We start from the raw sequence: 13,444 nt of genomic DNA, 5'->3' as shown, positions 1-13,444 counted from the left end.
CGCCGTACTTCCCGTCCAGGCACGGCCCCGCCGTCATCGGGCGGTGAGCACCAGCAGCGCCTGGTCGTCGTCGGTGGGCACCCCCGCGGTGTGCCGGGCGACGGCGCTGGTCACGGTGGAGACCACGTCGGGCGCGGTGACCGGCTGGACGCGCGCCAGCGCCCGGGTGATGCCGGCTTCGCCGAACTCCCGCCCGCCGCGGTCGCGGGACTCGGTGATGCCGTCGGTGGCCAGCACCAGCGACTCGCCGGCGCGCAGCCGCAGCGCGGCCGGCTCGGGCACGGCGTCGGGGAACGCCCCGAGCAGCATCCCCTCGCTGCGGACCGGCTCGGGCGGGCGGCCGGGCCGGTGGTGCACCGGCATCAGGTGCCCGGCCCGGACCAGGTCGATGTCGAGCCGGTCCGGGCGGGACAGCAGATGCCCGTAGACGAGGGTGACGAAGTCGCCGCCGCTGTCGGGGGCGCGTTCCAGCAGCGCGGTGTTGATCGCGCCGGCCACGGCGACGGGGTCGCCGAGCAGCGGGGCGACGGCGCGGGCGGTGTGCCGGACGAGCGCGGTGATGGTGGCGGCGGGGGCGCCGCGCCCGCACACGTCGCCGATCATGAACGCCCACCGGTCGCCGGGCAGCGCGAACACGTCGTAGAAGTCGCCGCCGATGTCCAGGCCCTCGCCGGCGGGCCGGTAGTACGCGGCCAGTTCGCCGCCGGGCAGTTCGGGCATGTCGGCCAGCAGCAGTCCGGCCTGGAGGTCGTGGGCGAGCCGGGCCCGGTCGCGGTACTGGCGGGCGTGGCGTGCCACGGTGGAGGCGCGGTGGGCCAGTTCCTCGGCCAGGGCGACCCGGCGCCAGTCGAGCGGGTCGTCGCCGGTGGTGAGCAGGGTGAGCGTGCCGTAGCCGCGGCCGCGCTCGCGCAGCGGGATACGGACGTGGCCGGTGACGTCGAGGGCCGCCCAGGGGCCGGGCAGGTCGGGCGCGCCGCGGGCGATGCGGGTGCTGCCGGGCGGTTCGGGCGCGGGTGCGGCCCCGTCGGCGTGGACGTCGAGCAGGTGCTGCGCGCGCGGCTCGGCGGCCAGTGCGGCGATCCGGCGCATCCGCCCGTCGGCGACCGCGTCGACCACGCAGACCGGCGCGAGGTCGGGCACGCACAGCTCGGCGAGGTGCCGGAGGGTCTGCTCGTAGTCCAGGTCGCGGCCGAGCGCGGTGCCGGCCTGGAGCAGGAACGCCAGGTCCTCCCGGGCGGCCTTCTCCTTGGCCTCGGCGATGGCGCGGGCCTCCTCGGCGCGGTGCCGTTCCACGGCGAGCGCGGCGATCCGGGCGAACGCGGAGCTCAGCGCGAGGTCGGAGGGCTGCGGGGCGCGCGGGGTGCGGTGGTACATCGCGAAGGTGCCGAGCAGGCGGCCGGTGGAGGAGATGATCGGGGTGGACCAGCAGGCGGCGAGCCCGGCGCGGTGGGCGAGGTCGCGGTAGTCGACCCAGGAGGGGTCGGTGGCGATGTCGGTGGCGACGACGGGCCGGCGCCGGTGCGCGGCCGTGCCGCACGAGCCCATGCCCTCGCCGGTGGGCAGGCCGTCGATGGCCTCGTTGTAGAAGTCGGGCAGGCCGGGCGCGGCACCGTGCCGCAGGTGCAGGCCGTCGGGGTCGGCGAGCAGCACGGAGGCGATCACCCCGGGTGACAGCTCCTCGATGGTGCGGGTCATGCCGGCCAGGACCTCGTGCACGGGGGCGTCGCGGGCGATCTGCTCCAGCAGGGCGCGCTGTTCGGCGGCGAGCGCCTGGGCGTGCCGGACGGGCGTGATGTCCACGCCGAGCAGCCGTACGCCGCACACCTGCCGGCTGCCGTGGCGGTGGCGGGGTTCCACGGTGAGGTCGAAGTACGCCTCGTGGCTGTGGCCGCCCGCGTCGAGGCGGACCAGGATGTCCTGGCCGGAGTAGGGGCGGCCGGTGCGGTAGACGTCGTCCAGGAGCGCGGTCAGGCCCTGCTCGGCGAGTTCGGGCACGCTGTGGGCGAGCGGGCGGCCGAGGGCGGCGGCGTCGGTGCCCAGGATGTCGTGGAAGGCGGGGTTGGCGCTGCGCAGGAGGTGCGCGGGGCCGTCGAACTGCGCGAAGACGGCGGTGGAGCGGCCGAACGGGTGGTCCGGTTCGGCGGTGTGGTCGTCGGCCGCTGCGGCGGCGCGGGCGCCGGGGGCTTTCATCGGCGTCGGCTCCCCTCGCTGAGGCGCACGCGCGGGAGGGCCGCGCGCTGGTTCTTACTGTCGCATGAATGTCGTATTGCCGTAAATGTCTGGTTCATGGCGGCCGGGTGCGCCGCGGCGCGGCTCCGCGCGGGAAACCGGCGACCCCGCAGGGAAAACGGGCGGCGCCGGGCGGACCGGCGCTGTTACCGTCGGGGCATGAAGGTCACGCCGCTCACCACCACCGCGACCGCGCGAGCGACCAGCTCGCCGGTTGCCGCCGCCTGACCTCACCCCTCTCCCCCGGCGACCGGAAAACGGTCCGCCGGTGCGCGCGGCGCGCGCTCCCTTCCCGCTTCGGCACTCCTGCCCAGGGCCTCCGGCGGCCGTTCGACCGGCCGCCCGAGCCCGAAAGGCGCACCGCCATGGACAGCGAGCAGACCGTCCGCACCTTCCTCGACTTCTTCCGCGACCGCGGCCACCACATCCTGCCCGGCGCCGGCCTGGTGCGGCCGCCCGGCGACCCGGTGCTCTTCACCACCTCCGGCATGCACCCGCTCACCGACTACCTCACCGGCCGCCCGCACCCGGCCGGCCGCCGGCTGGCCGACGTGCAGCGCTGCCTGCGCACCACCGACCTCGACGAGGTCGGCGACCCCACCCACCTCACCGCCTTCCAGATGCTCGGCTCCTGGTCGCTGGGCGACTACGACAGCACCCGCAGCGTCACCTGGGCCTACGAACTGCTGGTCGACGGCTACGGCATCCCACCCGCCCGCCTGCACGCCACCGTCTTCGGCGGCGACACCGGCCGCCCCGGCGACGCCCTCGGACCCGACACCGCCACCGAGCGCGCCTGGGGCGGGCTGGGGGTGCCGGTGGAGCGCCTGGGCCCGGACAACTGGTGGACCAACGGCCCCACCGGGCCCTGCGGCCCGGACTCGGAGATCTTCGTGTGGACCGGCGGCGGCGATCCGGCCGGCACCCCCGGCACCGACCCGCGCTGGGTGGAGGTGTGGAACCACGTCTCCATGTGCTGGCAGCGCCGCGCCGACGGCTCCCTCCACCGGCTGCCGCGCGGCAGCGTGGACACCGGCATGGGCCTGGAGCGGCTGGTGACCATCCTCCAGGGCAAGCCCTCGGTCTACGACTCGGACGTCTTCGACGCCTGGCGCGAGGTGCTGCCCGGGCTGTGGGAGGGCGACCCGGCCACCCACCGCGTCACCGCCGACCACCTGCGCTCGGCCGCCGTCCTGGTCGCCGACGGGGTACGGCCGGCCGCCACCGGGCACGGCTACGTCCTGCGGCGGCTGGTCCGCCGGGTGCTGGCCGTGCTGTGGCGCGAGGACCCGGACCGTACGCTCGCCGACCTCCCGCCGGAGCCGGTCGAGGTCTCGCTGCGCCACTTCGGGCTGCGCTCGGACCGGGTGCGCGAGGTGCTCCTCGACGAGGAGCGGCGGTTCGCCGCGCAGCTGGTGCGGGGCCGGCGGGTGCTGTCGCAGGGCCGCTTCACCGGCGGGCTCGGCGAGGACGACTACGCCTACCTGCACGACACGCACGGGCTGCCGCGGGACCTGGTCGACGCCCTGCGCGCCGAGCGCTGAGCGGGCTCGCCGGAGCCCGGGGCCGCCGGGTCACGGCAGCACGGCGCCCCCGCCGCGGAGGTCTCCGCTGCGGGGGCGCCGTATGCCTGGAGGTCAGGCGGAGGTCGGTGCCACAGGGTGCGTCGGTGTCACGCGGCGGCCGGGACGGTGCCCGACTCGGTGATGACGACCTTCGCGCTGGGGGCGCCGCTGCCCGAGCCCTTGCTCTCGATCTTCTTGACCAGGTCCTGGCCCTCGACGACCTCGCCGAACACGACGTGCTTGCCGTCCAGCCACGAGGTCACCACGGTGGTCACGAAGAACTGCGACCCGTTGGTGTTCGGGCCGGCGTTCGCCATGGAGAGCAGGAACGGGCGGTCGTGGCGGAGCTGGAAGCTCTCGTCCTCGAACTTGTTGCCGTAGATGCTCTTGCCACCGCGGCCGTCACCGCTGGTGAAGTCACCGCCCTGGAGCATGAAGTCGGGGATGACGCGGTGGAAGGCGGAGCCCGCGTAGCCGAAGCCGTGCTCGCCGGTGGCCAGCTCACGGAAGTTGCGGGCGGTCTTCGGCACCACGTCGTCGAACAGGCGGAAGACGATGCGCCCGGCGGGCGCGCCGTCGATGGAGATGTCGAAGTAGACGTTGTCCTTGTTGTCCATGGGCTCCATCCTGACATCCCTGACCGGCGCCCGAGCACAGGGGGCGGTCGAACGCCGGGGCGTTTCCGTCACCTTCCGGACGATCCCGGCCGGTCCCCCGCCGGCGGTGCGTCTCACGCCAGCGCGGTCGACTCCCGCGGCACGAGGTGGCAGTCGATGCGGTGGATTCCCGGCGGCACGTCCTCCTCGATGGAGGCCAGCAGCAGTTGGGCCGCGGTCCGGCCGACCTCCGTGAGGCTCATGTCCACCGACGACAGCTGCGGGCGGCTCGCCTCGACCATGACGTCCCAGTTGTCGAAGCCCACCACCCCGACGTCCTGCGGGACGCGCACCTCGTTCTCCCGCAGGACGTCGAGCACGCCGCGGGCGATCTGGTCGCTGCCGCACGCGATGCCGTCGAACTCCTCACCCGCGCGCAGCAGCTGGATCGCGGCCTGCCGGCCCCAGCCCTCGGTCCAGTGCCCGAGCAGCGGTTCGTGCACCAGCCGCCCGCCCGCGCCGGCCAGCACCTCCTGGGTACCGGCCAGCCGGACCTTCGTGGCGACGTCCCGGCCCGGACCCGAGATGAACGCGATCCGCCGGCGGCCGGTGGCGACGAGGTGCCGGGCCGCGCTCCGCGCGCCCTCCGCGTCGTCGGGGACGACCGAGACGTCCTTGCCGCGGGTCGACCACTCCAACGCGTAGACCACCGGGACCGGCAGGTCCGCGCCGATCGGCTCGCGCGGCGAGGCGCCGCTGCCGACGACCAGGATGCCGTCCACCCGGCGGCGCAGCAGCGACTCGGCGAAGAACTGCTCCCGGATCGGGTCCCCGCGCCCGTCGCACAGCAGCAGGGCGACCTCCCGCTCGGCCAGCGCCTCGATCACGCCCAGCAGCACCGGCACCGCCAGCCGCCCGAAGGTGTCGCCGGCGATCACCCCGACCATGTCGGTCCTGCCGGTGTACAGGCTCGTCGCCAACTGGCTGCTCTGGTACTTCAGCGCCTCGGCGGCCTGGAGCACCCGCTGACGGGTCTCATGGCGCACGGCCCCCTTGCCGGAGAGGGCCTTGGAGACGGTGCTGATCGACACGCCGGCCCGCTCGGCGACGTCCCTGACCGTCGCCTTGCGCGGCCGCGCGCTCTCCTTGTTTTCCTCGCTCACGGATACACGGTACCTGACGGAGGAAAAATTTTCCGCGCTCCCCGTGCCCGCCGACCGACGCCATCCGGTGACACGATCTGGCACGAATACGGCTGATTTCAGGGGTGCTTGACGGCGTAGCGGCTGGTCACAGCAGCCGTTGGTGGACCTTCTCCTTCGAGTCTGCTTGCTGCCGACCAAGTCATTGCCAGCAAGTTTCGGGTGGGTTATGTTCAGAAACGGAAACCGGTTGCCGTCACGTGGCCGGCGCCACTTCTCCGCCTGCGGCCGCGCACTGGCTCCCCCCAGCGCCTCCGCGCCTCCCCCCGCCCTTCCCATCTCCTGACCCCCGCCCCCGGCGCGGCGCCGGGCGCGCACCGCCGCGCCGGGGGGCTACTCACGACGAGGTTGGCCATGAACGGACACACAAGAACGGCAATGAGACTGGCGGCCGTCGCCGTCGCCGCGGTGCTCACCGCGACGGGGTGCGGCGCGAGTTCGGGCGGCGGCTCCCCGTCGCCGTCGTCGGTGAAGGCGAAGGACACCGGGGCGAAGCTCAAGCTCTGGGTCCGCCCGGGCAACGAGGCCGTGACCGACGCCGTGGTCAAGGCGTACAACGCCACCCACAAGAACCAGGTCGAGATCACCCATGTCCCGGCCGACCAGTACATGACGAAGTTCGCCGCGGCGGCGCAGTCCGGCGCGCTGCCGGACATCCTGGCCACCGACGTGGTCTACATGCCGCAGGTGGTCAGCACCGGCGCCGTGCTCGACCTGTCCGGCCTGCTCAAGGCGGACGGCGCAGCCGGCCACCTCGCACCGGCGCACACCGAGGCGGCCACCAAGGACGGCAAGGTCTACGGCGTCCCCTATGTCGCCGACACCTCGCTCTACCTCTACAACAAGACCCTCTTCAAGCAGGCCGGGCTCGACCCGGACAAGCCGCCGACCACCTGGGCCGGTATCACCGCCGCCGCCGACGCGATCACCCGGCTCGGCCACGGCGACAAGGGCTTCTACCTCTCGGGCAACGCCCCGAGCACGCTCGCCTACGACGTCTCACCGCTCATCTGGGCCCAGCAGGGCGAAGTCGTGGGTTCTAATGAATCGTTTCAGTTCAACAACGCCCCCACCCGGAACGCGCTGAAGTTCCTCCAGACGCTCTACCAGCACGGCGACATCCCCCAGACCGCCAAGACCGACACCGGCGACGGCTTCTTCTCGGTCTTCGCCTCCGGCAAGATCGGCATCGACTTCGCGGGCGGCAACGGCGTCAACACCACCGCCATCGACGCGAAGTCCAAGGGCTTCACCTTCGGCCTCGCGCCGATACCCGGCCCGACCGCAGGCCAGCTCGGCACGTTCTCCGGCGGCGACGCCGCGTCCATCTCCGCGTCGTCCAAGCACGTCGACGAGGCATGGGACTTCATCGACTGGCTGGTGTCGAAGAAGACCCAGCAGGACGTCTACCTCAAGCTGCCCGCCCTGCCGGTCCGCACCGACGTGCAGGTGCCCGGCTCGCTCGGGGACCAGTTCGCCGTGCCCGCGTCACTGGTCCCGCACGGCCGGGTGGTCGCGTCGCCGTACTACAACGACGTCGTCGCCGACCCGCAGGGGCCCTGGCTGACGATGATCCGCTCGGTGGTCTTCGACGGGGCCGATCCCGCGGCCGCCGCCAGGACCGCGCAGTCCGCCGCCGACGCGCTGACCCACCAGTAGCGGGAGGCAGTCGCCATGGCCACCACCGCCACCCTCCCGCGCCCCGCGCGCCTTGCACGCCTTGCGCGAAAGCCCGGCGCACAGCCGCCCGGACGCCGGCGCGGGGAGAACCTGCAGGGCTGGGCGCTCGCCGCACCGAGCGCCGTGATCATCGGCCTATTCTTCGTGCTGCCGTTCGGCCTGATGATCTGGATGTCGTTCTTCCACTGGCCCGCGTTCGGGGCGCACACCCCGGCGGGCACGTCCAACTACAGCCAGGCGCTGTCCTCCGGGCAGTTCTGGCACGCGGTCCGGTTCACCGCCGAGTACACCGCCGTCACCTCGGTGATCGGCATCGCGGTGTCGCTGGCGCTGGCGCTGCTGGTCCGGCCGAGGTTCCCCGGGCGCACCGCGGTGCGGGCCCTGCTGTTCGCGCCGGTCACCATCGGCTTCGCGCCGGCCGGCCTGCTGTGGCTGTCGATGAGCAACGCGCGCACCGGCGTGCTGCCGTACCTCGCGCAGCACCTCGGGCTGTCCGCCGGCGGTTCCGACTGGTACGCACACCCGTCCACGACGCTCGCCGTGGTGGTCGTCATGACGGTGTGGAAGACGGTCGGCCTGGCCATGCTGGTGCTGCTGATGGGCATGGACTCGATCCCCGACGAGATCTACGAGGCGGCCCGGCTGGACGGCGCGGGCCCGGTCCGCGTGCTGAAGGACATCACGCTGCCGCTGATCAGGAAGCCGCTGTCGCTGGTCGTGCTGCTCACCGTCACCACGACGTTCCTCGGCTTCGACCAGTTCTACACGATGACCAAGGGCGGCCCCGACGGCTCGACCCTGACGGTCGTCTACTACCTCTACAAGTCCGCCTTCCTGAGCTTCCAGCGCGGCTACGCCGCCGCGGTGGCCGTGGTGGTGGTCGCGGTGATGGCCGGGATCTCCGTGCTCCAGGTCCGGCTGCAACGCGGAAAGGGCTGACCGCCATGGTGATGTCCGAGGCGGCGCGAGCGCGCCGCTCCCCCGTCGCGGTGCGCGAGCGCAGCCGCAACCCGGTACGGATCGTGCTCGCGGCGGTGCTGGCGCTGCTCTTCGCGTTCCCGATCGTGTGGACCACCGTGGGCGGGTTCAAGTCCGCCGCGGAGGCGAACGCCTGGCCGCCGAAGTGGTGGCCGGCGCACTGGACGGTGGCGAACTTCGCCAAGCTGGACAGCTCCGGCACGTCGCTGGGCACGTACGTGCTCAACTCGCTCGCGGTGACGCTGATGACGGTGGTGATCACCACGGCTGTCGCGGTGCCGGCCGGCTACGCCTTCGCCCGCTACCGCTTCCGCGGCAAGAAGGCGCTGTTCGGGCTCACCGTCGGCATGCTGCTGGTGCCCTACCCGGCGCTGCTGGTCTCGCTGTTCACCGTGATGATCTGGCTGGGGCTGACCAACTCGCTGCTGGGCCTGGCGCTGGTGTACGCCACCTTCCAGATGCCGTTCGCCGTCTACATGATGCGCAACTCCTTCGAGAGCGTGCCGGAGGAGATCGGCGACGCGGCCGAGATCGACGGCTGCTCGAAGCTGAGCGCGCTGCCCCGGGTGATGCTGCCGCTGGTCAGGCCGGGCGTGGTGACGGTCGCGCTGTTCGCCTTCCTGGCCGGCTGGAACGAGTTCCTGGCCGCGCTGGTGCTGCTGAACGACAACTCCAGCTTCACGCTGCCGGTGGCCCTGGTGAACGCGCAGAACGGCCCGCTCAACACCATCGACTGGGGGGCGCTGCAAGCCGGGATCACGGTGACCATGCTGCCCTGCGTCGTGTTGTTCATGCTGCTCCAGCGCTACTACGTCTCCGGCCTGATGGCCGGGACCGGGAAGTGAGCCCGGCCGCCGGTCCGGGCGCGGAACCGCCCGCCGGCGCGCCGTATGAACGCTCACATCGATGCCCGGGCAGGCGCCCGCCCCAGGCGGCGCCCGGCCCGGTGCGCCCGCAGAGAGAATCGGGAACCCCCATGTCCACGCAGTCCGCCGAATATCCCATCGACCGCATCGCCACCCCGTGCCGCGACGAACGCCTGGTCGTCGCCCCCTCGTTCACCGAGGGCACCTTCGACAGCCACGCCGTGGACTGCCCGTTCGTGTTCTCCCGGGACGGGCGGCAGGGCATGACCTACGTCGGCTGGGACGGTGTCGGCTACCAGACCGCGCTGGCCTGGAACGACGCCGAGCACGGCTGGGGCCCCGGCCGGGTGGTGCTGGCCCGCGACGCGTCGGACCCGCTGCGCCGCTACAACGCGGCCCTGACGTCGATCGCCCGCGACAACGACCTGTGGTCGGCCGGAGAGCTGCGCGACTTCGACGGGTGGCACTACGGCACCTTCCACGCCTACCCGGCGGCCGGCTACGAGGCCGGCCCCGCCTCGATCGGCTTCGTCCGCAGCCGCGACCCGCTGCACTGGGAGCAGACCGGCGCCGTACTGGACCCCCGCGACGGCGGCGCCTGGGAGCGCGGCGGGCTGTACAAGTCCTGGCTGCTGGAGCACGAGGGGCTCTTCTACACCTTCTACAACGCCAAGGACCGCGACCAGTGGCCGTGGACCGAGCAGACCGGCCTGGCGGTCTCGAGCGACCTGGCGCACTGGACCCGCCATGACGCGAACCCCGTGCTGAGCGTGGGCGGTCCCGGCTCGTTCGACGAGCGCTTCGCCTCGGACCCCTGCGTGCTGCGCGACGGGGACTTCTGGATCATGTTCTACTTCGGCCTGGCCGAGGACGGGCACGCCCGCGAGGGCTTCGCCACCTCGCGCGACCTGCGGACCTGGGTGAAGTCCAAGGAGATCCTGCTCGACGTCGGCCCGGCCGGCTCCATCGACTCCCTGCACACCCACAAGCCCGCCGTCATGAGCTGGAACGGACGGCTGGAGCACTACTACTGCGCCGTCACCCACCGCGACCCGGTCCGGCTGGGCGGCTACGCGCAGCGCGAGATGCGCGGCATCACCCGCGCCACCGGCGCCGGCACCCCGCCGCCGAACACCGACAGGAGCCCCGCATGAGAAGGACCGCACGCACCCCACGCACCGAACGGGCCCCACGCGCCCCACGAGGCGCGGCCACCGCGGAGGACCGGAGAACCGGAAGAGCGGGGCCCCGGACCGAAGGGGCCTGGCGCACCGCGGCCGGCCGAGTGGTGCTGACCCTCGGGCTGCTCGTCGGCTCCCTGCTGAGCGGCCTGCTGGCCGCACCGCAGCACGCCGCCGCGGCCCAGGCGTCCGTCGTCGTCGACAAAGCGGCCCGGACCGTCACCATGACCGACGGCGGTTTCCGCATGGTGTACTCCTACGGCGGCAGGTCGGTCGTCACCTCCTTCACCATGGGCGGCACGCAGTTGCTGGACGCCGGCATCTACAGCTCGGTCCGGCTCGGCGCCGACGGCTCCGAACTGACCAGCACGGCGCTGGCCGCCGACCCGTCGGTCTCGGTGCACGGCCGCAGCGTCACCGCGTCCTTCACCATGGCGAACGCGCGGGTCGCGCTGGAGGAGACCTGGCGGTTCGACCTGACCGGGGCCGGGATCGAGCTCAGCTCCAGCCGCGGCTACGACTGGCTGGACACCTCCGACCGGTCCGTGCGCCACAACGGCCAGCTCACCTTCGGCTGGGCCCGGGTGTGGGACAACATCCGGCGGCCCCAGGATGGCGGCGACCTGCCCCTCGGCAACGCCTACACCGGGCAGAACTCGTTCTTCCTCTCCCAGAACCTGGACCGCTACGGCGTCGAGGAGTCCGACTTCACGATGCTGCGCGGCTCCACCCGGCAGGCGCTGAGCGTGACGGCGACCGGCAACCGCAACATCGCCACCGAGTTCTCCTACACCGGCGACGGCAACACCTACCAGGAGACGGAGCTGTCCACCTCACCCACCTGGAACTACACCGCGGGCAGCGCGGCCAGCGGCCTGGTCTACGGCGGCCACAGCTCCAACGGCACCGACGCGTACGTCTTCGCGCCCGTCGCCACCTCCCCGTCGCAGCGCGACACCGTCAGCTACACCTTCGCCGCGGACGACTACGCCCGCTACTACTCGCTGGGCGGCACCATCAAGGGCGTCGCCGACACCGCCGCCCTGACCTCGCTGCTCAACGACTTCGGCCGCTCCGGCGTGATCGACAAGAACTTCGGCATGTCCACCGTCGGGCTGCGCAATCCCGGTGTGGGGCCGTACGACATGGTGTACGCCGACCGGACCGTGCAGGGCTACTACGACCCGGCCATGACCGCCTCGCAGCAGCGCCTGCTGACGTACTTCCGCGACACCGCGCAGTCCTCCTCCGGCCACATGGCCGGCCGCACCTACCACCTGGACCACCCGTGGGGCGACGGCAGCCTGTACGACGCGGACCCGTCGTACGCCTCGGCCGTCGCGGACATGTACCAGTACTCGCCGGACCGGACGTGGCTCACCTCGATGCGCTCGTCGGTGGAGCGGTCCCTGGCGTTCATGGTCGACCAGCAGTACGACCCGGGCGACGGCCTCTTCCACAACGACCTGACCAGCAGCGCGTCGAAGAAGGGCATCCGCGAGTGGAACGACGCGCAGTACGTGTCGTACGAGAGCGGCTACGTCAACGAGTTGATGTACCAGGCCCTGGTGCAGTGGTCCGGGCTGGAGAAGGACGTCTTCCACGACACCGCGCAGGCGGATGAGTACGCCTCGATCGCCGCGAAGCTGAAGTCCCGGTTCAACCGGGACGACACCGACGGCGGCCTGTGGGACCCCGGGACGGGCATGTTCGCGTACTGGCGCAACGCCGACGGCACCGTGCAGGGCAAGGTGCAGCAGACCCAGATCAACCTCCAGGCGATCTACTTCGGGCTGGTCGACCTCCAGCGCGGCCGGCAGATCCTCGACGGCATCGACACCCAGATGCGCCGCTACGGCCTGACCATGCTGCCGGAGAACTTCATCGCGCTGAACCGCGACACCGAGAGCTCGCACGGCAACGGGTTCGAGACCGGGCTGGAGAACGGCGCGATCTACCCGATGATGACCGAGGAGTACATGCGCGCCGCCGCCGTGCTCGGCGAGCGCTCGCGGTCGCTGACGTACCTCGACAACACGCTGGAGCGCTACACGCAGGACGGCTTCGACGGATGGAGCCGGCTGACGTGGTTCCTCACCGCGCGGGCCGGCGGGCAGGAGGCGTGGTTCCCGGCGAACGCCAACGGCGCCACCGGCCTGTACAGCGACGTGCTCGGCATCCAGCCGACCGCCGCGGGCGTCACCGTGGCACCGAACATCCCGGCCGCGATGAACGGCACCGCGGTCTCCCGGACCATCCACAGCGCCGACCGGCTCTCGGTCACCTACCACGACGAGTTGAGCGAGACCGTCGACTACAGCGCCGCCCGGCAGCCGGTCACCCTCCAGTGGTCCGGGCAGACCCCGCACGCCACCTACACGGTCACCGACAACCACGGCAGCCACCGCGCGACCGCCGACGACCTCGGCACGGTGCGCTACACCTACACCGGGGCCGGCGCGCACACCGTGACCCTGACCCGCGGCAGCGCCGCCGGCTACGTGCTGACCACCCCGCCGACCCCTGACGACCTGGCAGCCCACCAGCCCGTCACCGCCACCAGCAGCATCGAGGACGGCAACTACGGCGCGGCGACCGCGGTGGACGCGCAGCCGTTCAGCGTCGCCGGCTCCTTCGGCTGGGCGAGCGACTCCGACCAGGCGGAGAACCACACCGAGTCGCTGACCGTGGACCTGGGCAGGACGACGTCCGTCGGCAGCGTCACCCTGTGGCCGAAGAACTTCGACCAGACACTGGTGGGCAGCGACTTCCCGATCGACTTCACGATCGACGTCTCGACGGACGGCACGCACTGGACCACGGCGGTGGCGAAGACCGGTTACCCGAAGCCGGTCGACGGCTCCCCGCAGGCGTTCGCCTTCGGCCCGCAGAGCGCGCGCTACGTCCGCGTGCAGGGCACCGACCTGCGGGCGGACGAGAGCGGCGCGTACCAGATGCAGCTGGCAGAGGTCCAGGTCTACGCACCCTGACCCCTTCGCACCCTGACGCCGGACCGGCCCGCGTCCTCCCCCGAGGTGCCCCGCACACCGGGTGAGGACGCGGGGCCGCGCCCGTCGCGTCACCCGCACGGACATCCCCGCGGCACGCCCCACCGGGCTCCGCGCGCGCCGTAAATGAAACGATTCA

9 protein-coding genes are annotated in these 13,444 nt (G+C 72.4%); 6 read left to right on the top strand and 3 right to left on the bottom strand.

The window, feature by feature from the left end; genetic code table 11:
* Positions 1-33: 33 nt before the first annotated feature.
* Complete coding sequence (locus AC3ERT_RS32340) at positions 34-2,190, bottom strand: SpoIIE family protein phosphatase (protein ID WP_435178402.1); 2,157 nt, start codon at positions 2,188-2,190, stop codon at positions 34-36.
* Between the two features lie 404 nt (positions 2,191-2,594).
* Between AC3ERT_RS32340 and AC3ERT_RS32335 the strand changes: the two genes are divergently transcribed.
* Complete coding sequence (locus AC3ERT_RS32335; protein WP_435178400.1) at positions 2,595-3,773, top strand: alanine--tRNA ligase-related protein; 1,179 nt, start codon at positions 2,595-2,597, stop codon at positions 3,771-3,773.
* Positions 3,774-3,901: 128 nt separating this feature from the next.
* On the opposite strand, the gene AC3ERT_RS32330 is transcribed toward AC3ERT_RS32335, so the two are convergent.
* Entirely contained in the window at positions 3,902-4,411 is a 510-nt protein-coding gene (locus AC3ERT_RS32330; RefSeq protein ID WP_335982514.1) for a peptidylprolyl isomerase, read from the bottom strand.
* Between the two features lie 113 nt (positions 4,412-4,524).
* Positions 4,525-5,553: a LacI family DNA-binding transcriptional regulator gene (locus tag AC3ERT_RS32325; RefSeq protein WP_435137069.1), complete on the bottom strand. Its 1,029-nt coding sequence runs from the start codon at positions 5,551-5,553 to the stop codon at positions 4,525-4,527.
* 417 nt (positions 5,554-5,970) lie between these two features.
* On the opposite strand from AC3ERT_RS32325, the gene AC3ERT_RS32320 reads away from it, so the two are divergent.
* From AC3ERT_RS32320 to AC3ERT_RS32300, 5 genes are all read left to right on the top strand, one after another.
* On the top strand, positions 5,971-7,251 hold the full coding sequence (locus AC3ERT_RS32320; RefSeq protein ID WP_435178398.1) for an ABC transporter substrate-binding protein: 1,281 nt from the start codon (positions 5,971-5,973) through the stop codon (positions 7,249-7,251).
* A 15-nt stretch (positions 7,252-7,266) separates the two neighbouring features.
* Entirely contained in the window at positions 7,267-8,211 is a 945-nt protein-coding gene (locus AC3ERT_RS32315; RefSeq protein WP_335982520.1) for a carbohydrate ABC transporter permease, read from the top strand.
* Between the two features lie 5 nt (positions 8,212-8,216).
* Entirely contained in the window at positions 8,217-9,095 is an 879-nt protein-coding gene (locus tag AC3ERT_RS32310) for a carbohydrate ABC transporter permease (RefSeq protein WP_435178396.1), read from the top strand.
* A gap of 131 nt (positions 9,096-9,226) precedes the next feature.
* Positions 9,227-10,270, top strand: a complete 1,044-nt coding sequence (locus AC3ERT_RS32305; RefSeq protein WP_435178394.1) for a glycoside hydrolase family 32 protein — start codon at positions 9,227-9,229, stop codon at positions 10,268-10,270.
* Positions 10,271-10,401: 131 nt separating this feature from the next.
* Positions 10,402-13,287, top strand: a complete 2,886-nt coding sequence (locus tag AC3ERT_RS32300; protein ID WP_488180750.1) for a discoidin domain-containing protein — start codon at positions 10,402-10,404, stop codon at positions 13,285-13,287.
* Positions 13,288-13,444 lie beyond the last annotated feature (157 nt).

Source organism: Actinacidiphila sp. bgisy145 (genome assembly GCF_057708125.1).
Note: the sequence above shows the minus strand (reverse complement) of the source record. Positions and strands in the feature narration are given on the sequence as shown.